Here is a 25,590-nt window from a genome sequence, read left to right on the forward strand (position 1 = left end):
CTCAGGTCCCAGAGCTCCACTTCAATCGTAACCCCGTGTTCTCCAGGACGTCCGCCGCGATCGGGCTCATCAATCGCACCACCCCCGCCCACGTCATCACCACCCGCCTCGCCTCCGCGTCCACCCGCACCGTCTGCAGCACCGCTTCCGGCGTGAACACCTTCGGGCTCCCCGGCGGCGTCACCTCGATTCGCGGCCTCTCCCCCGGCAATTGAAACCTCGTCTCCCCGCTCCCTTCGACGAGCCCCTGCAGAATCACCACCTCGTCCCCCCGGAGCCGCTCCACCGCCATCCCCGGCGCCGCCCCCTGCAGCCCGCGCGGAAGTACGTCGTTTTTCCGGAACGGACCCGCGAGATCTTCCCCGTCCGCGAATTGCATCTCCCGGATCGGCTTCGTCGCCGGATCGTGCTCCAGAAACCCGCCCATGAGCCGCATCATCCGCGGATACCACGTATGCGGCACCCACCCGATCCCCGCAGGCATCGGCTGATCCAACCACTTCTTCCAGCGTGGCACGAAAAACCGCGACGGCGTCAGCGGATCGCCCGGATCCTCGATCTGCGGGAGCAACGCCCCGTCCGCCCGATCCCGGTCCACGTCGATGAAATAAGCCCGCCCCACCTTGTTCCGCGGATACGCGAAGACCCCCTCCTGCCGCGGCGAAGGCTCGATCCTCCGCCCGTTCCGCCGCTTCGGCGGGCAAAGCTCGTCGTGCGCGTACGCGTCGTACCCGCCATACGCGAGATCCCACGCGAGCGGCACGCTCTCGAAGAGCGCCGGATCCGAGAATCGCACCGTCCCCTCGATCGAGACCTCCGCCCGCCGCTCTCCGAGCACCCGGAGCACGCGCGCGTTTTTCCCGACCGCCACCCGCACCGTCGCCTCGCGCGCCTTCCCGCCCGGCGCATACGCCCGCCCCGTCACGATCACGTCGGTCGCGACCTTCGGCGGGAAGAGGTCCATGTCGTCCCGCAGCCCGCGCATGCGGCCGTCGTCGCCCACCTCGAGGTCCGGCTCCCGGCGCACCGGCACCTGCTCGTCCGTGAGCCGCAGCTTGCCCCCGGCGAACGAGTAAGCCCGTTTCGCCACGCACACGAGCCACAACTTGCCGTCCGTGCTCTTCGCGTTCGCGACCGCTTGTGCGCTCGTCATGCCACCCGTTCCCCGAACTCGGTTATCATGGCTTTGTGAAGGACGACGCCGAAAAAAACGCTCCCGCCGCGGCCCTCGCGTCCGCGCGAGGCGAAACGCTCGCCGCGCCAGCGCGCACGATCGGGCTCGCCTCCGGACGATCGATTCAAATCGAGGAGACGGGCCGCGAAGAACACATCCAGGTCCGCGGCGCCGACGGAAACCTCGTCCTCTCGCTCCGCCTCACCGACGAGGGGCCCGTCCTCTCGCTCTCCGCGGTTTCCCTGGAGATCGCCGCCCAGAAGCACCTCGCCCTGAAGAGCGAGACCCTCGCGATCCAGACCTCCGGCGACGCCACGCTCGACGTCGGCGGGAGCTTGCACGAACGCACGCGCGGGAGCGCGATCCGCGAGGTCGGCAAGGCCTCCATCGAGCGCGCCCGCGAGGTGAGCATCGAGGCCGCGCCCGGCGGCGTGGTCGTCAAGGCGAACGACGACGTGTCCATCACCGGCGAGCGCGTGCGGCTCAACTCGGACGAGCCGCCCATGCCCCTCACCTGGGAAGAACACCACGCGCGGCAGGCCAAAAAACTCGCCGCGGCGGCGGAGCGGGCCCACGAGATCGGCGTCCCCGGCCTCGGTCCGCTCCGCATCCCGGAGCCCTGACGCGCGCCTCACGCCCGCCGCGCGGCCCGGAGCGCGTCGTTCGCCGCGTCCCCGAGCTTCATGTCCGTCGCCACCTTCCGCGTCCACAGCCGCACGATCGGCATGAGCGCGGGGCGCTGGATCCGCAACGCGTCGAGCGCCTCGTTCGCCTTGCCACGTTCGAGCGCGACGAGCAGCCGCGTGAACGCCTCCAGCGTGATCGGGCCGCGGAAGGACTCCACCTTCGCCACGTACGCCGCGTCGTAGGCCCCGCGCAGCTTGTGTGTCCCGCGCGCCGACTCCGCCTCGATCGCCTCGGCCCAGCGTCGCTCGTTCTTTCGCCAGGAGCGCTCGCGCAGCGCGTGCGCCTCGAGCACCTTCGCGCGCTCCTGCTTCCCTTCGGCAAGCTCGGCGGCGATGGCCGCGGTCTGCTCGATCGTGAGCTCGATCGGCGCCTCGGGCTCCTCCGGCGCCGTTTTCAGCTTGCCCGCCGGCTCCGTGGTCGGCGCGGGCTCGATGCTGGTCGCCGCGGCCGCGACGGGGGCCTCTGCGGGTGGTTTGTCGAAGGCCGCGAGGGGGCCGAGCATCGCGGGTTTTTCCACGACCCGCGACGTCGTCGGCTCCGCCTCGATGTTCGCCACGATGCCCAGGAGCGCCGGCGGGCGCACGTCGAAGCGCATCGGCGGCACGTTTGTCCGCGCCTCCGTGCGTTCCTCTTTCGCCGGTGCAGGGACGTCGAACGGCTTCGTATCGGGCGGCTCCGGGGTCACCTCCACCGGCGCTGGGCGCCTCGTCTGCTCGAACGGCGTGGCCGGCTTCGAGGCCGCCAGGGAAGGGAAGTGGGTCAACGTCCTCGGGCCCGAGCCCTCGTCCTGGTCCCTCGGCGGAGGCGCAGCGCGCGTGGCCTCGTCGCGGGTCGCGATGCTCGGCAAACCCGGCCCTCCCTGGACAAACGGGAGCACGGGCGCCTCCGGGACGTTTTTCCCCCCCGACGTCACGACCGGCAGCGTCGCCTCCACGTCGCCCCCGGCGAGCGCCGCCGCGCCCCCCATCGAGACCGCGACGAGCCCGACCTCCGCGGCATGCGCGAGCAAGACCACGCCGCGCCACACCAGCATCGCGAGCTGCCGGTCCGTGTCGAAGGTCAACGTGTCACAGCGGAGCCGCACCTCCTGCGGCGCCCCCCCCATGCGTTCCACGGTCACGCGCGGGACGACACGGGCGAGCTTCGTTTCGAGCCGCGGATACGACGGGTGCAGGTTCACGAGCACGATCGGCTCGTCCCCCGCGAGGTTCGCGAGCTGCTGATCGCCGGGCGCGAGGTTGAAGTACGCGCCATCCACGTCTTCGGGCAGCGGCTTCGTGTTCCAGGTGCGTGCATCCCAGCTCGCCGCGTGTTTTCCGAGGAGCGAAAGACGCGCAGGCGATGTCGGCGCGACGGGGCCGAAGCCCTCCGCGATCCAGCCGCGATCCGCGCGGACCTCGACCGCCTTCTGCAAGGTCCCCACGCCGAGCTGCGCGACGAGCGCGGAAGCCGCGGGCGCCTTCGGCGGATGGGCGTGGCCGAGCACGAGCACGTCGGCCCTTCGTTTGAACGGGGCCATGTCGCTCGCGGGGCTCTTCGTGTCCCAGACTGCCTCGCGTCGCGCGGCGAGCGGCGACTCGCCGGGCGCGAGCTCGAAGGTCGCCTTGCAGATCACGGTGACTGCGTGCGCGCCCTGTCGCGGCTGCCAGGGGAACAAGGAGGCGCGCAGGGCGCAGAACGACACGACATTCATGGGCGCAGCCTACCGCGATGCGGCACCGGTCAGAAAGCTTCCGCGGCTGCGCGCCGTCAGCTCTTGAGGAACGCGAGGAGATCGGCGTTGAGGCGGTCCTTCTCCGTCGCCGCGAGCCCGTGCGAGCCGCCCTTGTAGATCTCGAGCCGCGCATTCTTCACGAGCTTGGCGGCGGCGAGCGCGCTCGCGCCGATGGGGACGATCTGATCGTCGTCGCCGTGGATGATGAGCGTCGGCACGTCGATCTTCTTCAGATCCTCGGTGAAATCCGTCTCGGAGAACGCCTTGATGCAGTCGAGGGCGTTCTTGAGGCCGGCCTGCATGCCCTGGAGCCAGAAGGTGTCTCGGAGCCCTTGGGAAACCTTCGCGCCTGCACGGTTTGCCCCGTAAAACGGGAGCGTCAGGTCCTTGAAGAACTGCGCGCGATCGGCGTGGACGCCCGCGCGAATGCCGTCGAACGTCTCGATCGGCAGGCCGCCCGGATTCGCGGGGGTCTTCAGCATGAGCGGCGGCACGGCGCCGACGAGGACGGCCTTGGCGACACGCGCCGTTCCGTGGCGACCGATGTAGCGCGTCACTTCGCCGCCGCCGGTCGAATGCCCGACGAGCGTCACGCCTCGGAGATCGAGGTGCTCGATGAGCTCGCTCAGGTCATCGGCATAGGTGTCCATCTCATTGCCGTTCCAGGGTTGGCTGGATCGGCCGTGACCGCGGCGATCGTGGGCGATGCACCGGAAGCCGTGCGAGGCGAGGAAGACCATCTGGTCCTCCCAGGCATCCCCGTTGAGCGGCCAGCCGTGGCTGAAAACGACGGGCTGCCCGCTGCCCCAGTCCTTGTAATAGATCTGCGTTCCGTCTTTGACGGTCAAAGTTGCCATGCGACAACCTCCTTCATTCTCTTTCGTGGTTTCCCGACCGTGATGAGAAAGGTGCGCGTATCACGCGGAACGTTGGTGTCGACTGCCACGTCAGAACGCGAAACAGTCGCAAGCGCCGTCGAACAGGTTGCCGAGCTCCGACAGCCATCGCGGAAGACCGAAGGCCGCCTGGGCGCCAGGCTGTGCGTGCATCGGCATGCAACGACGCGCCGCGGGGAGCGCGGCCTGCGAGGTCTGCCGAAAGGCTCCCGGATGACGGTGCACCGGCGACCAGTCCGGCATCACCGGCAGGTCTCCCGGATCGAGCGGCTTGAATTCTTCGGCGGCGTACACCGGTTTGCCGCCGAGGATGGTGAGCACCGATTCGAGCGCTTTGATCTCCTCGTCGGGAATCTTGAAGTAGTCGGCGGTCAGCACCGCCAGATCGGCGAGCTGCCCGGGTGCGATCGCGCCGCGCGTCCCTTGCTCCCGTGACATCCAGGTGCTGCCCTGGGTGTAGAGCCGAAGCGCTTCCTCCCTCGTCAGTCGCGCTTTCTCCGGATAAAGCGAAAGCCCGCCGAGCGTCTTTCCCGTGGTCATCCAGTACAGGGAGACGAACGGATTGTAGCTCGCGACGCGCGTCGCGTCCGTGCCTGCGCCGACCGGTACACCGAGCTCCAGCATTCGCCGGAGGGGAGGCGTGCGCTCGGCCGCCTTCGCGCCGTAACGGTCGACGAAGTATTCGCCCTGGAAGGCCATCCGGTGCTGGACCGCGATCCCTCCGCCGAGCGCTTTGACGCGCTCGATGTTCCGATCGGTGATCGTCTCGCAATGGTCGAAGAACCAGTGCAGCCCATCGAGCGGAACGTCTCGATGGACCTTCTCGAAGATGGACAGGAACCGGGAGATCGATTCGTCGTACGTCGCATGAAGCCGGAACGGCCATTGGTTCTCGGCCAGGAAACGCACGACGCGCTCGAGCTCGCTCTCGAGCTTCTCGGGGAGGTCGGGACGTGGCTCGAGGAAGTCCTCGAAATCCGCCGCGGAAAACACGAGCATCTCGCCCGCGCCGTTGCACCGGAGCATGTCGTCGCCGTCGCCCGGCTTCACGACCTTCGACCAGCGCACGAAATCTTCGAGCTCGGCGCCGGCTTTTTGCGTGAACAGGTTGTAGGCGATGCGCAAGGTCATCTCGCCGCGCGCGTGGAGCTCGCGGATGATCTCGTAGTCCTCCGGATAATTCTGGAAGCCTCCACCCGCGTCGCATACGCTCGTCACGCCGAGCCGGTTGAGCTCTCGCATGAAGTGGCGGGTCGAGTTGTACTGGTATTCGGGGGGAAGCTTCGGACCTTTCGCGAGCGTCGCGTAAAGGATGGTCGCGTTCGGCTTCGCGATGAGCATCCCGGTGGGGTTGCCCGCCTTGTCGCGGACGATCGTGCCGCCGGGCGGGTCGGGGGTATCTTTCGTGTACCCGCACGCGCGGAGCGCCGCGCGGTTGAGCAAGGCCCGGCAGTAGAGGTGCAGGACGAAGACCGGCGTGTCGGGCGCCGCCGCATTGATCTCGTCGAGCGTTGGCATCCGCCGTTCGGCGAACTGGAACTCGCTCCATCCGCCGACGACGCGTACCCATTGCGGCGCGGGCGTGCGGGCCGCCTGGTCGCGGAGCATCTCGAGGGCCAGTGCCAGGGAGGGCACGCCTTCCCAGCGCAGCTCCATGTTGTAGTTCAGTCCGCCGCGGATGACGTGGAGGTGCGAATCGTAGAGCCCCGGAATGACCCTGCGCCCGCCGAGATCGACGACCTTCGTCTCGGGGCCGCGCTCGAATTGCGAAGCGTTGTCGACTCCGGCGATCCGGCCGCCTGCGACGACCACCTCCTTCGCTTCGGGATGGCTCGGATCGAGCGTGGTGATGCGCCCGTTGTGGAGGATGAGGTCGGCTGTGGTCGTCATGAGGTCTTGTTCCCGGGGTGAAGCCATGGATGCGCGAGCTTCACGAGCAAGGGCATGGCGCCCCACGTGAGAACCGCAACGATGCCTCCGGCGATGACGCCGGAGGCGAGGACTTGCGGGAAATTCGGGCCGAGCAAGGGCAGGAGGATCGCCGGGACGGCCATACTGACCGGCCACACGGCGATCCAGGTGAGCAAGGCCATCTTCCATCGCGGCGGCATGGCCTCCGCGGGGGTGCGAAACCAGGCCTCGAGGCCTTCCAATCGTCGATACGTCGGTTCACCTTCCACCATCGGCGCGATCCGAGCGAGCCATTCTTTGTAAAGGGCCGTCTCGTAAAATGCGTCGCGGTCGGCGGCGCTGGCGAAGCTGCGCAGGATGCCATACTCGGTCGAGTCGGAGCCGGGCGGCGGATAGATGCAATGCACCCCCCTCGCTCCAGGCTCGGCCAAGGACCGGCTGGCGAATTCGGTGAGGGCGCGTTCGAAGGCCTCGATGTGCGTCTTCCGAACGCGCCGGACGATGGCGATGTGGATGGTCTCGGCCATGGCTCTGCCGTCCGTGATCAGTGACCGGACTTCTTGGGCACGATCTGGGGCTTCACCGCCGATTGCGGCGCGTGATGGACCATCGTGTAGGCATACTCGACGCCCACGCCGTAGGCGCCGCCGTGCTGCTTGATGAGGCCCATGAGCTGGTTGTAGTGCTCCCGCTTCGCCCAGTCGCGCTGCCATTCGAGGAGCGCGGGGATCGTCGTCAGCCGGACCGCGCCCGCCTGGACCATCCGGGACAGCGACGCTTCATGCGCGGCCGGGGAGGTCGCGCCGCAGCAGTCCTCGACGATGTAGACGTTGTATCCGGCGCCGAGCATTTCGATGGCGGGCCAGGTCACGCAGACCTCGGTCCAGAGGCCCGTGAGGAGAATGTTCTTCCTGCCCGTCGCCTCGATCGCGGCGCGGAAGCCCGCGTCATCCCACGAATTCATGGACGTCCGTTCGACGACCGGTTGCCCCGGGAACACGTCGAGGAGCTGCGGCCAGACGTACCCGCTGAAGGACTCCGTCTCCACCGCGGTGAGGACGGCGGGAACGCCGAACTCCTTCGCGCACTTCGCGAGCAGCGTCACGTTGTTGATGAGCGTCGCACGATCGATGTTGGCGACGCCGAACGTCATCTGCGGCTGATGGTCGATGAAAACGACCGCGCTGTCTTCCGGCGTATAGAGCTTGTGATACTTGTTCATCGTCGTTGCACCTGGAATGTGGGTTATCGTTCGAGCCGCCAAGCCAAAGCCTGTCGATCGAGCGGGCGGCGCAAGACTACCTGCTTCTGGCGGGAGACGCCATCGATTTTGCGGCCGACGTCTCCGTCCTGCAAACGAACGAACGACCTCTCCTCCTTTCGAAGGGTTGACAGTCGGTCGAAATTCGGAGGTGGCCTACATGCAATCGGCGAGGTTCAATACGTGCACGTGGTGCACGCCATTGATCTTGCGGCGGAGGGGCGCCTCCTTCGAATGGCGGATCTCGTACTCCGCCATTCGAAGGAGGGCGGCACAGCCACGGGAACCGCGTGCGCGTCTGCATTCGAGCTTCCCTCCCACGCCAGCTTGTGCCAACATGCGATGGCGTGCGGTCCAGGCACGATGATTCGAACAGACCCGAGGTCCCGACGCGGTCGGGCTCTCCGCCGATGCCGTCCGAGCACGCCCGCGCATCCGACCGGGAAGAACTCCTCGAGCTTCTGTTCGCAAACGTCGCGGAAGCCATGGCGCTCGTCGAGCCGAACGGGCGGATCGTCGAGGTGAATCCCGCGGCTTGCGCGATGCTCGGTCGCGGGAAGAGCGATATCGTCGGGACGTACCCGTGGGATTTCGTGACGAGCGCATCGCGCGACGAGATCCTCGAAGCGCTCGGTCGCGTCGAGCCGTCGGGGCCGGCCTCCGTCCAGTGCACGTATCGACGAATCTCCGGCGAGCTCGGGACCATGGACGTGCGGCTTTCGCGCCTTGGTTGCCCGAGGCGCGATTGGCTCATCGCGAGCTGTCGAGACATCACCGAGGAAAAGCGACTCCAAGCACGATGGTCCGATGCCAGCGAACGGGAAAGCGCCGCGGAAGAGCTGCAACGATTGAACGCGGAGCTTTTGCAGCAGGCATCGCATCTAAGGGAGATCAACCAGACGCTGCTCGATAGCGAGCAACGTCTGAGGCTGGCCATCGAAACGGGAAGAATTGGTTTGTGGGTCTGGAACTCCACGGACCTGGGCAACGTGGGCGACTGGTCGCAGCGGATGAAGGAGATTTTCGGGCTACCGCTGGACGCAGAGGTGACACACGACATGTTTTTGAAGTGTGTTCACCCGGACGACCGGACGCGCGTGGACAGCTCGGTCATGCAAGCGCTCGCCGGCGCGAATGGCGGCGAATATCGCACGGAGTACCGCACGATTCATCCGCGAGACGGGTCGGTGCAATGGGTGACGGCCCGCGGCCAGGCCTTCTTCGACGCGGACGGCCAAGCAATTCGTTTCATCGGCACGGTGATGGATATCACCGAGCGTAAACGTGCCGAGGAAGCCTCCGCGCGTCTGAACATGGAGCTCGAGCGGCGGATCCGCGAGCGCACGGCGGATCTGGAGCGCATCAACCAGGCGTTCCGTGTCGAAATCGAGGAACGAAGGAAAAGCGAGGCCTCGTTGACCCGGACCCAGCGTCTGACCCAAACGGGAAGCGCGACCTGGATCCTCTCGACGCGAAAGCTCCTCTGGTCGGACGAGACCTATCGACTCTTCGAACTTCCTCCCGACACGAAACTCACGCCCGAGCTGGTCGCCTCGAGGGTCCACCCCGAGGACCTCCCCCTCTACCTTCAGGCGTTCTCCGGCAAGGGCGAGGATCTTCATTTTGGCCACCGCCTGGTGATGCCCGACGGCTACATCAAATACGTGGAGGTCTACGCCACGGCCCTGCGCGACGACGCGGGCCAGATCATCGAATGGGCGGGAGCGCTTCGCGACGTGACCTCGATCAAACGATCCGCGGAAGCCTTGCAGGCCTCGGAGCACCTCGCCCGTGGTCAGTTCGCGGCGCTCACCCGCACGCTGGATGTGCTCGCCCAGGAGTCGAATCCCGAACGACTCCTGGAGCATGTCTTGCGCATGATCGCTGGACGCCTGAATGGGCAGAGTGTCAGCGTGTACGAACGAAACGGCGAAAGCAGCGAGATGGACATGGTCGCGACGTTCGAGGACGATCGGCTGCACGCTCCCTCGAAGGACCTGTCCTCGGTCAAAAGGGTCACACTCTTCACGGAAGACCATCCCGTCTGGAGCGAGGCACTCCGCACCGGCGTCGATATCGTCGTCGGGGAGATCGATTGCGACCCTCCGCGCATTCGACTCGGGAGCCGTGAGAATTCGCCCTGGTATCCATGGCACGGAGACATGCCGCACGATCCCAACATGTCGGTGATCTACAAGCGGCTGGCAGCGATGGGCGTCGTGGCCACGCTGACGGTCCCGACGCTGATCGGCGGCAAGCTGGCCGGCTTCATCGGGATCCGGTCGAGGCACAAGAACCTGTTTCAAACGAGTGAGATGGAGCTCGCTCGTGCGTTGGCCCATCAGGCCATGCTCGCCATTCAGCTCATGCGGCTGTCCCGACAAAGCCGGGAGGCGGCCATCGCCGCGGAGCGCAACCGTATGGCGCGAGATCTCCACGACACGCTGGCGCAAGGATTCACCGGCGTGATCGTGCAACTGGAGGCAACGGAGGACGCCTGGTCGAGAGGCTTGCTCCCCGAGGCCGGAAAACACCTCGTCCGCGCACAAGAGCTCGCGCGAGGGAGCCTGCAAGAGGCGCGACGGTCCGCGCACGCGCTTCGATCGCAGGCGCTCGCCGAGAAGAGTCTCAGTGAAGCGATGGGGGATCTGATCAAGAAGATGACCAGCGGGACCAGCGTGGTCGGCGTGTTCACGCTGGAGGGCAGCCCCTGGCCGCTCAGCAACGAGTGGGAGGAAAACCTGCTGCGTATCGGTCAAGAGGTGCTGACGAACACGTTGCGGCACGCGCGCGCGCGCCATTTCAACGCTCGTCTCGCGTTCGAGCCACACAGGCTCCGATTCGAGCTGCGGGACGACGGCCTGGGTTTTGATCCTTCGGCGCAAAACGAAGGCCTCGGATTGATCGGGATCAAGGAGCGGGTCGAAGTGATGGGCGGTCAGTTGACCATTCGAAGCGCGGAAGGAAGCGGGACGGCCATCGTGGCGTCCTTGCCAGCTCCGTACCCCTATGACGACTTCACCCTATGAAATACCCTGCCGAAACGCAAGCGACCCCTTCGGGCTCGGATAAAATTCGGGTGCTCATCGCCGACGATCACGTCACGGTGCTCGAGGGCCTTTCGGCCATCATCAGTCGCCAACCCGACATGGAGGTCGTGGCCGCGGCCTCCGATGGCCGGCAGGTGGTGGAGCTTTGGCAAGAGCATCGCCCGGACATCGCGCTCATCGACATCCGCATGCCCGTGCTGGATGGCGTCGCGGCGATCGAGGAGATCCGGAGGAACGACGCGTCCGCCCGCTTGATCGTCCTCACCACGTTCGACACCGATAGCGACCTCCTCAACGCCGTCAAAGCCGGCGCGAAGGGGTATCTCTTGAAGGATTCGCGCCGTGAGGAGCTCCTCGACTGCATCCGCAGAGTGCATCGTGGAGAGACGTGCCTCCCTGCATCCCTGGTGCAAAAGCTGGCAGCAAGTTTGAGCCGCGAAGCCCTCACGAGCCGCGAGGTGGAGGTGCTCGAGTATCTGGCGCGCGGTCAGAGCAACAAGGAGATCAGCGCGTTGCTCGGCATCGGTGAGACGACGGTGAAATCGCACCTCAGGAGCATTTTTCGCAAGCTCGATGTGCTCAGCCGGACGGAAGCCATTGCCACCGCGAGCCGTCTCGGATTGATCAAGCTGTAGCGCCCCCGCCAGCTCGTCAGGGGATCGTCAGCAGCATCCAATCGACGGCGTCGAGCGAGAACGTCGGCTGCTCCGCGAGCGTGAGGGTCTTGGCGCCCCAGGTGTTCTGTACGAGCACGCCGAGGCTGCCATTGGCGAGCATGGCGGCGCTCGTGTCCACCTGGACGTCGGTGGTGAGGAGCGTGGTCGTCGCGACGGCACCCTCGCTCAGCGTATGTCCCGTGGTCGGAGACGTCAGCGCCAGATGGCCGTCCGCGACAGCCTGCCTGCCAGCGCCACATCTCCGCCGGGAAATGGGACCAGCGTCACCCTGTCCAGGGTCGGCGCCGCGAGGCTCGCCAGCGGGCCGGCCGCCGGGGTCGGCGGGTCGTCCGGGGTCGGGTCGGTGGGATCGCCGGTGCTCGTCGTGCCCTGCGGCGGGGCGCAAGCGCCGAGGGCCATGGCCAGCGCGCCCAGACACAAGCAGCGGCGAGCGAGAGAACGGATGGGGGTGAAGTTCATGGTGAGGAAGCTCCGGAGCGTTCAGGCTTTGGTTACTTGTAAGACTGCTTTCTACTCCTTCATCCAGCCATTCGCGCGACGGCGGATCCGCATGGGGCGTCTCCGGGGAGCCCATGCCTTAACGAAACGCTTGCGTTTCGCTCGGGCTTGCTCTACCTTCCGGATGAGTACGGTACCGTTTCGTATCGATCGTTCCGCGGGCTGCCGTGCCCCGCGGCAGAGGCCGTGATTTGCTCGGCGCGCGGGTTATCCTGGCGCGCCATGCCGCCCTCGAACCCTGGTGGGAAGAAGATGTCGACGAGCGAGCCCCAGAGCGCGGAATCGACGCCGATGCGCAGCCGCCTCTCCCCCGCGCAGGAGCAGGCGATCCTCGACACCGCCATGAAGCTCGTCGCCGAGGTGGGCTACGACCTCACGTCCATCGACGAAATCGCCCGCCGCGCCCGCGCCAGCAAGGCGACGATCTACCGCCGCTGGAAGAGCAAGGCCGACCTCGTGTTCGCGGGCCTCTTGCGAGGCGCCCAAAGGCCGTCCGAGGTGAGCGTCGGCGCGTCGCTGCGCGAGGACTTCATCCTTGCGCTGAGCGCGTTCTGCGCGACGGTCACTTCCGGCAAAGATCTCCTCATCGGGCTCATGTCGGTGTTTCACGCGCACCCCGAGCTCTGGCGGCTCGTGCGCGAGCAGTTCGTGAAGCGCGAGCAAGCGAGCATCATCGGGGTACTCGAGCGGGCGGTGGCCCGCGGCGAGATTCCCGCAATGCCCAAGGATCCCACGAAGATCATCGAGGTCGCCATGGCCCTGACGTCCCACCGCCTCCTCCTCTTACGGGCTCCGCTCGACGCGGACTTCGTCACCTATGTGGTCGACGAGGTCCTGCTCCCGCTCCTCGACGCGCAGCTCATACGGTCGCCCCGGCGCATCGCCGCCCCGGCGTCGCCGAGCTCGCCGCCGGAGGCAAAACCCGCCGCCCGCAAGCGGCGCCCCGACTGATTTTTCCGGGGCGGAAGCAGCGCCCGGAATCCTGAACGCTGAACCGGGCGCGCCCATGCGCGTTCTCGGGAGAGCTCCATCCAGCCGTCGTGTGTAAAACCAGAGAGGTAGCTTATGCGAACCATTGCGCTCACCGCGATTGCCATCGTCTCCACCGCACTCCCCCTGCTCGGATGCTCGAGCGAGCCGAGTGACGCAGGGACCGCCGCCGGTCCGACCTTCCACAAGGACGTGGCGCCGATCCTCCAGAAGCATTGCCAGAGTTGCCATTCCCCTGGCCAGATCGCGTCCTTCAGCCTGATCGAATACGCGCAGGTGAAGAACCTCGCCGAGCTCATCGTGATGCGGACGCAGGATGGGACCATGCCGCCCTGGGGCGCGATCAACACCGACGAATGCGAGCCGAGGTTTGGCTGGCAGCACGATTCCCGGCTCTCGGACGCGGAGCTCGCGACGCTCGAGGCCTGGGCGAACGCCGGCGCGCCCGAGGGCGACCCCAAGGACGCGCCGGCAGGGGAGCCGACCAAGGGCGCCGATCTGACCCGGGTCGACCTCACGTTGCAGCCCCAAAAGCCTTTCGTCGCGAGCGGGGAGCAGGACCAGTTGATCTGCTTCGTCCTCGATCCGCAGCTATCACAAGACGTCTACGTCAGCGCCAGCAAGATTGTCCCGGGAAACCTGAAGGTCGCCCACCACGGCGTGGTCTTCGTCGACCCGGACGGGGAGAGCCTCGCCCTGGCAAACGCAGACGGGTATTACGAATGCTTCGGGTCGATCGGCCTCAAGAAATCCGCATTCCTTACGCCGTGGGTGCCGGGCGCACAGCCGACGGTCTTCCCGTCCAATGCCGGAGCCTTCGTCCGCGCAGGCTCCAAGCTGGTGCTCCAGATGCATTACCACCCGGCAGGCGCGACCGCCGACCCCGATTCGACGAAGGTGGAGCTGCAATTCCACCCGGCCGTGCCCGAATACAGGGCGGAGTTCCTGCCGGTCGCCGTCCCCGTCCCGCTCCCGAGCGGGGACGGCCTGCAGCCGGGGCCGGACGACGCGAATGGAATCGAATTCAGGATCCCCGCCGGGGCCAAGGCCCACACCGAGATGGTCCGGATGACGCTGCCCACGGAGGTCGGGGGGCAGCCGGTCCCGGAGATGAAGGTCTACAGCGTCATGAACCACATGCATTACGTCGGGGTGGACGGGAAGATCACGGTCCGCCGCGCCGCCGCGCAAGGGAGCGACCCGGCGAACGAATGCCTGCTCCAGACGAAATGGGACTTCAACTGGCAGCAGACCTATACCTACGACGCCCCGATCGAGGATCTCCCCACGTTGCGGGGAGGGGACATCATCGATGTCCGCTGCACCTACGACAACACGCTGGAAAACCCCTTCTTGAAGCGAGCGCTCATCGAGCAGCATCTCACTTCGCCCCAGGAAGTGACCTACGGCGAGACCACCCTCGACGAGATGTGCGTCGGCATTCTCAACACGTTCGTCAAGAATTGACTTGACCCGCTCCGGAGGGGCCTGAGCAGTGGTTTCATCTGGGAGCCGCTGCGCTGGGGCGTTGCCCCAGGCCCCACCGGGGCCTGCGCAAGCGCTGGACCGTTTGTCAATGGCGGGGGCTCATCGAGGGGCCAGGCGTACGCGAGGAACGCCCGGTTGTGGTGTTGCTACATTTTGTTGATACTCTTGTAATGTTTTGACCGACAGGAAGACGCCCGTATCCTCGTCGCATGCAAAGGCAACGTCTCGTCGTTTCTCGCTTGTCGCGCTCCGCCTGGCTCGTGGCAGCTCTCTGCATCGGCGCATGCACGATCGATCAGGTACAGGAGGACGACGAGTACGCGAGCTCCTCCGAGCTCTCCGTTACCATCGTAAACCCCGGCTTCGAAAGCGACAAGACCAGCTGGGGGGACCCGTCCCTCTTCGAAATATCTACGAGTGACAAACACTCGGGGACGAAGTCTGCCAAGATCTCCTCGTCGGGTGGGCGCTTCGAACAGACGGTCACGGTCACGGCGAATACCGCGTACAGCCTCACCGCGTGGGTGCTGGGGAAAGGCACCGTCGGCGTGAAGAGCGGCTCTACGGTTCTCGGCAGCCAGAGTATCAACAGCGGCTCCACGTGGACGCAGTTCACGGTCGCGTTCAACTCCGGCAGCGCCACGTCCGTGACCCTTTACGGCGCGTACAACGGCGGAACAGGACGATTCGATGATTTCGCGCTGAACACGAGCAGCAGCAGCACGACCAGTAGCAGCAGCAGTAGCAGCAGCAGTAGCAGCAGCAGCAGCAGTAGTAGCAGCAGCAGCTCCGGCGGCGGCACGGGCGGTGCTCCCGCGCAATACCCGTCCGACGTCCTGGATCTGACGAACTGGAAGCTCACCTTGCCCGTCGATACGGCGCACGCGGGCAGCCCCGACGAGATCAAGCAGCCGGAGCTGACGGGTTACGAAAGCAGCCCCTATTTCTTGCTGAATACCACGGGCGATGCGGTGGTATTCCGCGCCCACGCCGGCGGATACACCACGAGCAACTCGGGTTATCCCAGGTCGGAGCTGCGGGAGATGAAGAACCTCGGCGCCGACAATGCGATCTGGTCGTCCTCGTCCGGCACGCACACGATGTACATCGATCAGAAGATCACGCACCTGCCCACCGTGAAGCCACACATCGTCGTCGGGCAGATCCACGACGACTCGGACGACGTCATCGTCTACAGGCTGGAAGGCCAGAAGCTGTTCATCGATCTCAACGGCACCGACGGGCCCACCCTCACGTCCTCGTACGTGCTGGGGACCCGCTTCAACGTGAAGTTCGAGGTCTCGGCCAACCAGGTGAAGTGCTATTACAACGGCACGCTGAAGTACACCTACCCCAAAACCTTCTCCGGGGCGTATTTCAAGGCAGGCGCCTACGTGCAATCGTCCTGCCAGGGCGAAAAGCAGGTCCCCGGTGAATCCTGCGACGCGTATGGCGAGGTCGAGATCTACGACGTGCAGATCGTGCATCAGTGATCACGCAGTCACCCGTCACCGACCGGACCGAGGGCCGCTCGCCAGGCTACGCAACTGCGTTCCTCACGCTATCGTGCGGCAGCATGGCCGTCGGTGTGATCGACTGGAGAATGCTGCTGGTTTTTGGCTGGCCGGCGCTCTCGTGGGCGCTCGTCGGGTTCGCTTACCTTTGGCCCGGCGCCGGGATCTTCGAAAAACGCGGCGCACGTCTCACCTGGCATCGAAAACTGCTTCTGCTTCCGCACATGGTCCTGCTCTACGCGACGTGGCACGCAGTGCGGGCGTTGTCGCGCGAGCCTGCGTTCGCACGACTGGGAGAGGACATCCTGATCGGTCGGCGATTGCTGCCCGGAGAGTTCCCGGCTGTGAGGACCGTCGTTGACCTGGCCGCGGAGCTCGACGAGCACATTCCGGCCGGCACGACCTATCTCTCGTGCCCGATCCTGGATGGAGCGCCCTTGCCGCCCGATGTGCTTCGACAAGTAGCGAAGCGGATATCCGCCGCGCCAGCACCGGTGTACATTCATTGTGCCCAAGGGCATGGTCGCACCGCGATGGTTGCATCTGCTGTCCTGCTCGAGCGAGGGGTCGCCACGTCTGTGGACGCCGCGCTCACCCTGGTACGTGAAGCGCGCCCAGCGGCTCGTCCCAACCGTGCACAGGTGCAGGCTCTTCTCGACGCTTGGGCACAAGTCCGCTAACTGAGTGAGGCGGACGACGCCGTGCAGGAAGCCAGGCTGCGGCTCCACCGCGTCAAGGAGACGGCCTCGGCTCCCGACGCCGATCTCACCCGCCAGCGGGACGTCGTCGACGCCTTCGTCCGTCGTGCTCGATCCGGACATCGTCCTGCGCGCCGACTACGGCGCCGCGACCGCGCTCGCCTCGCGCAAGGTCCACGGCGCGGCGGCTGTGGCCAAGCAGGCGCTCACCTTCTCCCGTCTCGGCGGCCCGGAGCTCGTGCGCTGGCCTGCCGACCCCGAACGCCTGCGCCGGCTCGACCTGGCCGTCCTCCCCGACTGACGAGCCAACTCGCCACGCGGCGTCGTGGCCGGTCGTTGCGTTCGCTCTACGCATCGTTATTGCGCAAAGTGAAACAGTGACTTCTTGTTTGCGTCTATTCTTACGACGCTCGGCATGATCTAGATTCTCGACGTCGACGCCGCGAAACATCGAAGGCGACCCGGCTCAACGCGCTTGCGAGGGAGAATCCTCATGTCTGCCACCACTTCGACCCCGATTCCCGTCACCCATCACCGGACCGCGACCGTCGAGGGCCTCACGATCTTCTACCGCGAGGCCGGCCCTGCCGACGCCCCGGTGGTCGTGTTGCTCCACGGCTTCCCGAGCTCGTCGCACATGTATCGCAACCTCATTCCCGCGCTCGCCGACCGCTACCGCGTGATCGCCCCCGACCTGCCGGGGTTCGGCCTGTCCGCGATGCCACCGCGCGAGGAATTCGAATACAGTTTCGCCAAGTTCGCCGATATTGTCGACGGCCTGCTCCAGCAGCTCGGCGCCGAGCGTTACGCGCTCTACGTCATGGACTATGGCGCGCCAACGGGCTTTCGACTTGCACTCAAGCATCCCGAGCGCGTGGCTGCGCTCATCACGCAGAACGGCAATGCCTACGAGGATGGCCTCCAGGCCTTCTGGGATCCCATCAAAGCGCTCTGGGCCGACCATTCGAAGGCCAATCGGGACGCGCTCAGGCCTTTCATGACGCCCGAGATCACGAAGTTCCAGTATGTCGATGGCGTGAAGGACATCTCGCGGCTCGATCCCGCCGCCTGGCTCTACGACCAGATCTTCCTGGACCGCCCCGGCAATGTCGAGATCCAGCTCGACCTCTTTTACGATTACCGTAACAATGTCGCGCTTTATCCCGCGTTCCAGGCGTTCTTCCGGACGCACCGCCCGCCGACGTTGATCGCCTGGGGCGCGAACGACAGCATCTTCCCGGCCGAGGGCGCCAGGGCCTTCCTGCGCGACCTGCCCGACGCCGAGCTCCATCTTCTCGATAGCGGCCACTTCGCCTTCGAGGACAAGGCCGACGAGATCGTGCCGCTGATGCGCGACTTCCTCGCCCGCCACTTGCCGGCGTGACCAGCAAACCCATCACATATCGATTCCAAGGAGAGACATCCATGAGCAAGAAAGTCGTCATCATCACGGGCGCATCACAAGGCATCGGCGCCGGCCTCGTCGAGGGCTATCGCAAGAAGGGCTTTCGCGTCGTCGCCAACTCGCGCTCGATCAAGCCCGACGCCTTCGGGGGTGATCCCGACGTCCTGATCGTCGACGGCGACGTCGGCCATCCCGAGACGGCAAAGAAGATCGTGGACGCCGCCGTCGCCACGTTCGGCCGGGTCGACACGCTCGTCAACAATGCCGGCATCTTCATCGCCAAGCCGTTCACCGAATACACGGCCGAGGATTTTTCGAGGAAGATCCACGTCAACGTCGCCGGTTTTTTCTATGTGACCCAGGCGGCCGTCACCCAGTTCTTGAAGCAGGGTGAGGGCGGGCATATCGTCAGCATCACGACCTCGCTCGTCAATCAGCCGATCAAGGGCGTGCCCTCGGTGATCGCGTCGCTGACGAAGGGCGGGATCGACGCGGCAACCCGCAGCCTCGCGATCGAATATGCCGCGAGCGGCATCCGCGCGAATGTGGTTTCGCCGGGCATCATCAAGACGCCGATGCACGCGCCCGAGACGCATGCGACCCTCGACGGCCTGCACCCGCTCGGTCGCATGGGCACGATCGACGAGATCGTCCAGGCCGTCCTCTATCTCGAAGATGCGGGCTTCGTCACGGGCGAGACGCTCCACGTCGACGGCGGCCAGCACGCCGGCCACTGGTAATCAGCACGAACGCGGAGAATCATCATGCCGTACATCAACGTGAAGATCACGAAGGGCAGCGCCACGCCCAAGCAAAAAGCCGAGATCATCGCGGGCATGACGAATGTGCTGCGCGACGTGATCGACAAGGCGCCCGAGGCAACCTTCGTCGTCATCGACGAGGTGGAACATGAAAATTGGGGCGCTGGCGGCCTGCCGGTGCTGGAATATTGGAAGAAAACAGGCAAATCCGCGTCTGCCAGTGGCAAGGGCTGACTTCAACTGCCGGCGCAGGCGATCTGGCGCCGCGTGAATTCTTCCTTCAGTCGCGGCAACGCGAAATCGAAGAAAGCGCGCACCTTGGGCACCGAGAGCCGGCCCTCGGGCGTGATCAAATGAACGGGGAGGGGCGCAGGTTCCGCGTCGGCCAGCACGATCCGCAATTTCCCCGCCGCCACCTCGTCGGCGACCTGATACGAAAAGACGCGTGTGATGCCGTTGCCCTCGACCGCAGACGCCACCGCTGCCTCGACGGTGTTCACCACGAGCCTCGGCTCAATCGCTACGTGCCGCACGGCACCCGCGGCCTTTTCGGGCGAGAAATTCCAGCTATCCTGGCCAAAGGTGGTCATCTGGATACAGCGATGGCGGGCAAGGTCGGCCGGGCTTTCGAGCGGCGGCGCCGCTTCAAGATAGGCGGGGGCCGCGCAAAGCACCTTGCGTACCTCGCCGACCCGGGTCGCGATGAGGTTCGAATCGGGCAAGTGCGCAATTCGCAGGCCCACGTCGATGCCTTCCTCGACGAGGCTGACCGTGCGATCCAGCAGAAGCAGCCGCGCCCTGACCGCGGGTTCTCGAGCCAGGAACGCATCGACGATCGGGCGCATGATCCGCGCTCCGCTCACCAGCGGCGCGGTCACGGTGAGTAGACCTCTCGGCGCACCGCGCTCGCTCGCGGCCAGCATGTCGGCTTCCTCGAGATCGACGAGCACACGCCGGCAGGCCGCGGCGTAACGCTCGCCCGCCTCGCTCAGATGGATCGAACGCGTGGTGCGGTGGAGTAGCTGTACGCCGACATGGTTCTCGAGAAAGGCGATCGCGCGCGTGATCGCCGCAGGCGAGCGGCCGAGCTTGCGCGCCGCACCCGCGAGGCTCCCCTCGTCCAGCGTCGCGACGAAGACGCGCATCGCGTCGATCCGGTCCATGCTCGCCCGATGCACGCCTAGCACGCTCCCCGCGCGCCGAGCAACCGTGACGCGCCCCTTTCAATTGAGCACCGGCGCGCCCGTATCGATCGACGCCTCCTCCACGGCGCGCGCCTCGAATCGCTGGCCCGAGAGGGTCGCTCGCAGCGCGCCGGGCAGGACCGCGAGCGTGGTGATTGTCCCGAAAAACATGCCGAAGATGACCACCGTCGCGAGCGGTCGCTGCACCTCGGCACCGGCGCTGTCCGCGAGCGCCATCGGCAAGAAGCCGAGCGCTGCGACGGCCGCTGTCGTGAGCACCGCGCGCACGACGGCCGCCGCCCCACGCGTGATCGCCTCGTCGAGCGGCTCGCGCGCGGCGAGGCGATTGCGCACCTCGCTGGCGATCACCACCCCGTTCAGCACCGCCACGCCGCCCAGCGCGATGAACCCGACCGCCGCCGACAGGCTGAAGGGCAGGCCGCGCGCGAGCAGACCCAGCATGCCGCCCACGAGCGAGAGCGGCACCATCATGAAGACGGCCAAGGCGAGCCGCACGTTCTGGAACATCCAGAGCAGCATGCCGAAGATGATCACCACGACGGCCGGCACCAGCAGCGCGAGCCGCTTCTGCGCCCGCTCGAAGTTCTCGAATTGCCCGCCCCACGCGAGCTGGTAGCCGCTCGGGAGCGGCACGTCGCGCTCGACGACGGCCTTCGCCTCCGCGACCCAGGAGACCAGATCGCGACCACGCAGGTTCACGTCGACGCGCACCGTGCGTTCGCGATCCTGCCTCCGGATCGAGGTCGGCCCATCGCCCTCGGCGAGCGTGACCACCTCGCGAAGCGGGACGCTGCGCCCGCTCGACGTCTCCACGAAGAGCTCGCCGAGCGCCGCCGCCGAGGGCTCGGCCGGGGGGTTCACCACGCGCAGGTCGAACTTGCGTTGATCCTCGTAGATGTCGCCCACGCGTACGCCCTCGCGCGCCGCGGCGATCACGGTGAAGGCGTCCTCGACCTTCACCCCGTGACGCGCCATCTTCGCTCGATCCGCGACGGCGCTGATGACGGGCTGGCCGAGGAGCCGCTCGACACGCACGTCGCCGGCGCCCCGGATCGCCTTCACGCGCTCACCGATCCGGTCGGCGAGCGCGGCAAGCTCGTTGATGTCGGTCCCGACAACCTTGATCGAGACGTCGGCGCGCGAGCCGCTGATGAGTTCGTTCGTCTTGTCCTCGATGGGCTGCGACACGGAGACGAACGTCCCTGGCACGCGGGCCTCGATTGCATTCTTGAACGCCTCGGAGAGCCCATCGAAATCACGCGCCGTTTTCCATTCCGCGGGCGGGCGCAGCCGCACGAGGATGTCGGTGTTGTCGTTGCCGACCGGATCGACGGCGACCTCGGCGCGCCCGGTCATTCCGAGCGTGCTCACCACCTCGGGAAAACCGTGCAGCACCTTCTCGGTCTCGAAATCGAGCCGCCGCGCCTCCTCGAGGGAGATGCTCGGCGCGCGGCGGATGGTCACGACCGCGTCGCCCTCGAAGATGCGGGGGACGAACTCTGCGCCGGCGCGGGAAAACAGGAAGATTGTCACGACGAACGACACCGCCGAGGCGCCGAGGAGCGGCCACCGGAGCGCGACGGCCCGGCCGACGATCCGCTCGTACCGCTCGGTGATCCACTCCATCCAGCGCGGACCGTGGCCCGCTGCGGGCGGCACGAGCGTGACGAGCAGCGCCGGGAAAAATACGACCGAATAGATCAACGCGCCGAAGAGGGCACACGCCATGGTGAGCGCCATCGGCCGGAACATCTTGCCCTCGATGCCTTCGAGGAAAAGCAGCGGGACGTAGACGAGCATGATGATGGCCACGGCGAAGGCGACCGGGCGCGCCACGCCCTGCGCCGCCTCTGCATACGCCCGCGCCTTCGCATTCCCCGCGAGCTTCTTGCCCGCCACGGCCGCGATGACCGCTTCGAGCATCACGATCGGCCCATCCACGAGAAACCCGAAATCGATGGCGCCGAGCGACATGAGATCACCCGTCACGCCGAAGAGGTGCATCCCGAACAAGGCCACCGTCATGGCCGCGGGGATCCCGAGGACGACCACCAGCGCGCCGCGGAGCGTGCCGAGGAAGAGCGCGAGCACGATCGTCACGACAATCACGCCCTCGGCCAGATTCTTCAGCACGGTGCCGATGGTGCGGCCCACGAAATCGGCGCGATCGTAGACCACCTCGATGGTCGCGCCCGGCGGCAGGTCCGCCTCGATTTCCTTCACCCGCTCGCCGACGGCGGCCACGACCTCGCGGCTGTTGCCGCCGAGCAGCATCATCACGATGCCCGTGACCGCCTCGCGTTCGCCGCCGTGGGTGATCACGCCATAACGCAGCGCCGCGCCGATCTGCACGTTGGCGACGTGCTTGACGAGCACCGGCGCGCCCTCGGCGTCCGCCCGCAAAACCACGTTGGCGATGTCCTGCTCGTCGCGCAGCATGCCTTGCCCGCGCACGGTGAACGACTCCTCGCGCCGCTCGACGTAGCCGCCGCCCACGTTGACGTTCGCGGTGCGGAGGGCCTCGAGCACGTCTTCCACCGTCATGTGCTGGGCCTTTAGGCGCGCGCGATCCACGACGACCTGGAACTGCTTGAGCTCCCCGCCCATCGTGTTGACCTCGATCACGCCGGGCACGCTGCGGAGCTTCGGCACGATCTCCCAGTCGAGCAGCGTTCGGAGCTGCATCGGCGAGTGCTGCGAGCTCCGGACGACGAATTGAAAAATCTCGCCGAGCCCCGAGGAGACCGGGGCGAGCTCGGGCGTGCCCGCCGAGGCGGGCAGCTCGCGCTCCACGGTGCGCAGGCGCTCCAGCACGAGCTGGCGCGCGAACCACACGTCCGTGCCGTCGGCGAAGACCACCGTCACGGCCGACAAACCACCACGCGAGACGCTGCGCAGCTCGGCGCCGCCCGGGACGCCGTTGAGCGCATTCTCGATCGGAATGGTCACGGTCCGCTCCACCTCGACGGCGGAGAGGCCCGAGGCGCTCGTGAGCACCGAGACCTGGATCGTCGAGACGTCCGGCATCGCGTCGATGGGGAGCGCGCGCACGGCCACGGCCCCCGCGCCGAGGAGGAGCGCGAAGAGGACGAGCATCAGCGCCCGAAGGCGGATCGAGGCAAGGACGATTCGTGACAGCATGGTTTTACCGGTAAAGCTCGCTCTTCAGGGCAAACACGCCGCGGCTCACCACGCGCTGGCCCTCGGTGAGGCCCGCGATGACGCCCTGGTTCGTGCCGTCGTTCGGGCCGAGCTCGATCGTCGTGGGCACGACGCGATCAGGGCTCTCGGCGAGGAACACCGTCGGCCGCCCGTCGATGTACGTGACGGCCGTCATGGACACGGTGAGCATCGTGCGCGAAGGGCCCGAGGCCTGGATGGTCGCGGTCACGGATTGTCCCGGCCGGAGCTTGCGTTCCTTGTTCGAAACCGCGATACGCACCTCCGCCGTGCGTGTCACGGGATCAACGACCTCACCGACGTGGGCGACACGACCGGGGATCGGCTCACCTCCGACGCGCGTGATCTCCACCGGATCACCCTTGTGGATCGCATCGACGTTGCTCTCGAAGACCGAGAGATCAATCCAGAGATGATCGAGGTTGGCGACGCGGAACGCGACGAGGTGGGCGTCGACGGATTGTCCCGCGAAGATGTGCCGCTCGACAACGGTCCCTTCGAGCGGCGCGCGCAACATGTACACGCCGAACGGGCTGCCGGGCGCGCCGCTCATGGCCACCACGCGTTGCCGCGCGGCTTCGAAAAGCGCGCGTTGCTCTTCGTGCGTCGCGGTCGCGACTTCGTGCTCGCGCGCCGTGGACAAACCTCGCTCGGCGAGCTCGCGCTCGCGCTTCTCGTTGATCGAGGCCGCCTTGCGGTGCGCGCCGGCGACGGCCACGCTGGCCTGCGCTTCTCCGAGCTCGGCGCTCTCGATCTCGGCGAGCACGTCGCCCCTCTTCACGCTGTCGCCCTCGACCTTCGCGAGCGAGCGGACCAGCCCGGGGATCCGCGTGCCCACGGCGGCCACGTGCGCCGGGTCGAAATCGACGGTGCCGACGACCTTGAGGCGCGGCACGAGCGGCGCGAGGCGCACGGGCTCGGTCTCGATGCCTGCGCGGTCGCGGAAGTCCTTCGAGAACACGATGGCCTTGCCCTCGACGTGCGGGACGTCGGCCTTGGTCACGGGCACGTCCGTCTCCGCGTCGCCTCCGCGTAGCAAGACGAACAGACCCGCGGCGGCGAGCGCCGACAGGCCCGTGGCGATGCCCCAGCGCGCCCATTGCGGCCGTCGCTCCTGCGCCTGCGCTTGCGGCTCGGTCTCGTCTCCGGCGAGGCCCTCGTCCGGGGTCATCGGGGCGTTCGAGCCCTCATCGCTCGCGTTTGTCTCGTCTTTCAAGGCAAATCTCCGGTCAATGCAACGATGTCGCCGACGATGGCCCATTCGCGCGCGATGAGCTCCAGGCGCCGCAAGCGCAGGAGCGCGAGGTCACGGCGCGCGGTGAGCACGAGGAGCATTTCCCCCTTGCCCGCCGTTTTCATCGCGACGGCCGCATCGGTCGAGGCAAGAGCCGCGGGCAGGGCGTTCGTGTCGATCACCTCGCGGGCGCGACGGACCTTGGCGCGCTCGAGCTCGAGGCCCGAGAGGCCCTGCGCGACGAGGCGGCGCTTCACGTCGGCCTCGGCCAGCGCGCGCGCTCGCTCGGCGTCGGCGCGCGCCACCTCGGCTTGCTTGCGCCGCGCGACCGGGAAGGTCCACGACAAACCGCCGCCGAAGCGTGGCTCGCCCAGATCGCCGCGGCCTGCGGTGACGATGAGGTTCACCGGCGGGTGGGCCTCGATCGCCGCACGATCACGAGCCCGCGCGTAAAAGCTCGCCTCGCGCGTCGAGGCGACCACGTGGGCGGACGCGCCCGCGACCCGAGCGGCGCCGGCTTCGCCGTATGTCTCGTCGGGCGTGGGGGGCATGGCGGACGTGCCGTCGGGCGGCGAGAACATGCGACCCGTCGCGCGCGCGAGATCGACGAGCGCGCGCGCGAGATCGGCGCGGCTCTCTTCGAGCATCACCGCGTATCGCGCGTGTTCCATACTCGCGAGCTTCTCCTCCTGCAGCGTCGCGTCGCCGGCGGCGAGCCTTTGCCTGTACACCTCCGCCTCCGCGCCCGCGTCACTCACGAGCCCTTCGATCGTGCGCACCCGCGCGGCTGCAACGAGCGCGGCCCCGTAGGCGCGCACGGCCTCCCCCTCCGCCGAGAGCTGCGTCGCCTCGAACAGTGTTTTTTGCCAGGCGACGAGCGCATCCGCCTCGTCGACCCTGCGGGCCCGTTGCCCGGACACCTCGAGGGGAAGCCACAAATTCGCCTGGACCGCCGCGTCCCTCGTCACGCCCTGGAGGCCGCGGTCGACGAAGACCTCCAGATAGGGATTGTCGAGCGGGGCGAGCCGCGCGCCTGCGTACGAGGCTTCCGCGACGCCCACGGCCCCCCGCGCGCTCACCACGCCCGGAGCACGCTCGCGCGCGAGCTCCATGGCGCGCTCGAGCGAAGGGAATGACTCGGCGGCAGGCTGTTGGGCCTCCGCTCGGGGCGGAGCCTCGATCTGGCGTTCCTCGGCGATTGCCGCGCTTGCGACGAGCATCACCAAAAGCGCCACGAAATGGATGGA

23 protein-coding genes are annotated in these 25,590 nt (G+C 66.8%); 11 read left to right on the forward strand and 12 right to left on the reverse strand.

The window, feature by feature from the left end:
- Nucleotide 1: 1 nt before the first annotated feature.
- On the reverse strand, nt 2–1,153 hold the full coding sequence (locus KEG38_RS38365) for a DUF2169 domain-containing protein (RefSeq protein WP_272425399.1): 1,152 nt from the start codon (nt 1,151–1,153) through the stop codon (nt 2–4).
- 35 nt (nt 1,154–1,188) lie between these two features.
- On the opposite strand from KEG38_RS38365, the gene KEG38_RS38370 reads away from it, so the two are divergent.
- Complete coding sequence (locus tag KEG38_RS38370; protein ID WP_272425400.1) at nt 1,189–1,797, forward strand: hypothetical protein; 609 nt, start codon at nt 1,189–1,191, stop codon at nt 1,795–1,797.
- An 8-nt stretch (nt 1,798–1,805) separates the two neighbouring features.
- Here the strand turns inward: KEG38_RS38370 and KEG38_RS38375 are convergent, their stop codons facing one another.
- The 5 genes from KEG38_RS38375 to KEG38_RS38395 all read right to left on the reverse strand — a co-directional run bounded on the left by KEG38_RS38375 (nt 1,806) and on the right by KEG38_RS38395 (nt 7,604).
- Entirely contained in the window at nt 1,806–3,554 is a 1,749-nt protein-coding gene (locus KEG38_RS38375) for a DUF2169 family type VI secretion system accessory protein (RefSeq protein ID WP_272425401.1), read from the reverse strand.
- 56 nt (nt 3,555–3,610) lie between these two features.
- Nucleotides 3,611–4,432 (reverse strand): alpha/beta fold hydrolase, encoded by an 822-nt coding sequence (locus KEG38_RS38380; RefSeq protein ID WP_272425402.1) that lies wholly within the window; start codon nt 4,430–4,432, stop codon nt 3,611–3,613.
- A 90-nt stretch (nt 4,433–4,522) separates the two neighbouring features.
- On the reverse strand, nt 4,523–6,361 hold the full coding sequence (locus KEG38_RS38385) for an amidohydrolase (protein WP_272425403.1): 1,839 nt from the start codon (nt 6,359–6,361) through the stop codon (nt 4,523–4,525).
- The gene (locus tag KEG38_RS38390) at nt 6,358–6,909 is read right to left on the reverse strand and encodes an antibiotic biosynthesis monooxygenase (protein WP_272425404.1); all 552 of its coding nucleotides are present in this window, start codon (nt 6,907–6,909) and stop codon (nt 6,358–6,360) included. Before KEG38_RS38390 ends, KEG38_RS38385 begins: the two co-directional genes overlap by 4 nt.
- A 17-nt stretch (nt 6,910–6,926) precedes the next feature.
- A complete protein-coding gene (locus KEG38_RS38395) occupies nt 6,927–7,604 on the reverse strand; it encodes a hydrolase (RefSeq protein ID WP_272425405.1) in 678 nt (225 codons plus the stop codon).
- Between the two features lie 449 nt (nt 7,605–8,053).
- Between KEG38_RS38395 and KEG38_RS38400 the strand changes: the two genes are divergently transcribed.
- Together KEG38_RS38400 and KEG38_RS38405 are read left to right on the forward strand one after the other, a co-directional pair.
- A complete protein-coding gene (locus tag KEG38_RS38400) occupies nt 8,054–10,672 on the forward strand; it encodes a sensor histidine kinase (RefSeq protein ID WP_272425406.1) in 2,619 nt (872 codons plus the stop codon).
- Nucleotides 10,669–11,328, forward strand: coding sequence for a response regulator (locus tag KEG38_RS38405; RefSeq protein WP_272425407.1), 660 nt, complete (start codon nt 10,669–10,671; stop codon nt 11,326–11,328). The genes KEG38_RS38400 and KEG38_RS38405 overlap by 4 nt, the downstream gene beginning before the upstream one ends.
- Before the next feature lie 16 nt (nt 11,329–11,344).
- On the opposite strand, the gene KEG38_RS38410 is transcribed toward KEG38_RS38405, so the two are convergent.
- Both KEG38_RS38410 and KEG38_RS38415 read right to left on the reverse strand, forming a co-directional pair.
- A complete protein-coding gene (locus KEG38_RS38410; RefSeq protein WP_272425408.1) occupies nt 11,345–11,470 on the reverse strand; it encodes a hypothetical protein in 126 nt (41 codons plus the stop codon).
- Between the two features lie 92 nt (nt 11,471–11,562).
- On the reverse strand, nt 11,563–11,829 hold the full coding sequence (locus KEG38_RS38415; protein WP_272425409.1) for a hypothetical protein: 267 nt from the start codon (nt 11,827–11,829) through the stop codon (nt 11,563–11,565).
- A gap of 291 nt (nt 11,830–12,120) precedes the next feature.
- Here KEG38_RS38415 and KEG38_RS38420 point away from each other — a divergent pair, with 291 nt between their 5' ends.
- The 8 genes from KEG38_RS38420 to KEG38_RS38455 all read left to right on the forward strand — a co-directional run bounded on the left by KEG38_RS38420 (nt 12,121) and on the right by KEG38_RS38455 (nt 18,958).
- Complete coding sequence (locus KEG38_RS38420; RefSeq protein WP_272425410.1) at nt 12,121–12,819, forward strand: TetR/AcrR family transcriptional regulator; 699 nt, start codon at nt 12,121–12,123, stop codon at nt 12,817–12,819.
- Nucleotides 12,820–12,933: 114 nt separating this feature from the next.
- Entirely contained in the window at nt 12,934–14,325 is a 1,392-nt protein-coding gene (locus tag KEG38_RS38425; RefSeq protein WP_272425411.1) for a hypothetical protein, read from the forward strand.
- A gap of 230 nt (nt 14,326–14,555) precedes the next feature.
- Nucleotides 14,556–15,839, forward strand: a complete 1,284-nt coding sequence (locus KEG38_RS38430) for a polysaccharide lyase family 7 protein (protein WP_272425412.1) — start codon at nt 14,556–14,558, stop codon at nt 15,837–15,839.
- 83 nt (nt 15,840–15,922) lie between these two features.
- Nucleotides 15,923–16,540, forward strand: a complete 618-nt coding sequence (locus KEG38_RS38435; RefSeq protein WP_272425413.1) for a protein-tyrosine phosphatase family protein — start codon at nt 15,923–15,925, stop codon at nt 16,538–16,540.
- A 124-nt stretch (nt 16,541–16,664) separates the two neighbouring features.
- Nucleotides 16,665–16,859 carry a hypothetical protein gene (locus KEG38_RS38440; RefSeq protein ID WP_272425414.1) on the forward strand — a complete coding sequence of 65 codons (195 nt, stop codon included), beginning with the start codon at nt 16,665–16,667 and terminating at the stop codon, nt 16,857–16,859.
- Nucleotides 16,860–17,051: 192 nt separating this feature from the next.
- Nucleotides 17,052–17,942 (forward strand): alpha/beta fold hydrolase, encoded by an 891-nt coding sequence (locus KEG38_RS38445; RefSeq protein WP_272425415.1) that lies wholly within the window; start codon nt 17,052–17,054, stop codon nt 17,940–17,942.
- A gap of 41 nt (nt 17,943–17,983) precedes the next feature.
- A complete protein-coding gene (locus KEG38_RS38450) occupies nt 17,984–18,703 on the forward strand; it encodes an SDR family NAD(P)-dependent oxidoreductase (RefSeq protein WP_272425416.1) in 720 nt (239 codons plus the stop codon).
- A 24-nt stretch (nt 18,704–18,727) separates the two neighbouring features.
- Nucleotides 18,728–18,958 (forward strand): tautomerase family protein, encoded by a 231-nt coding sequence (locus tag KEG38_RS38455; protein WP_272425417.1) that lies wholly within the window; start codon nt 18,728–18,730, stop codon nt 18,956–18,958.
- A 2-nt stretch (nt 18,959–18,960) separates the two neighbouring features.
- Here the strand turns inward: KEG38_RS38455 and KEG38_RS38460 are convergent, their stop codons facing one another.
- The 4 genes from KEG38_RS38460 to KEG38_RS38475 are packed head-to-tail and all read right to left on the reverse strand — an operon-like array spanning nt 18,961 to nt 25,578.
- Nucleotides 18,961–19,887, reverse strand: coding sequence for a LysR family transcriptional regulator (locus KEG38_RS38460; RefSeq protein WP_272425418.1), 927 nt, complete (start codon nt 19,885–19,887; stop codon nt 18,961–18,963).
- Between the two features lie 60 nt (nt 19,888–19,947).
- On the reverse strand, nt 19,948–23,070 hold the full coding sequence (locus KEG38_RS38465; protein WP_272425419.1) for an efflux RND transporter permease subunit: 3,123 nt from the start codon (nt 23,068–23,070) through the stop codon (nt 19,948–19,950).
- A gap of 4 nt (nt 23,071–23,074) precedes the next feature.
- Nucleotides 23,075–24,325 carry an efflux RND transporter periplasmic adaptor subunit gene (locus KEG38_RS38470; RefSeq protein ID WP_272425420.1) on the reverse strand — a complete coding sequence of 417 codons (1,251 nt, stop codon included), beginning with the start codon at nt 24,323–24,325 and terminating at the stop codon, nt 23,075–23,077.
- Nucleotides 24,322–25,578, reverse strand: a complete 1,257-nt coding sequence (locus KEG38_RS38475; protein ID WP_272425421.1) for a TolC family protein — start codon at nt 25,576–25,578, stop codon at nt 24,322–24,324. The genes KEG38_RS38470 and KEG38_RS38475 overlap by 4 nt, the downstream gene beginning before the upstream one ends.
- Nucleotides 25,579–25,590: the final 12 nt, after the last annotated feature.

It is taken from the genome of Polyangium jinanense, assembly GCF_028435265.1.
GTDB classification, from domain to species: domain Bacteria; phylum Myxococcota_A; class Polyangia; order Polyangiales; family Polyangiaceae; genus Polyangium; species Polyangium jinanense.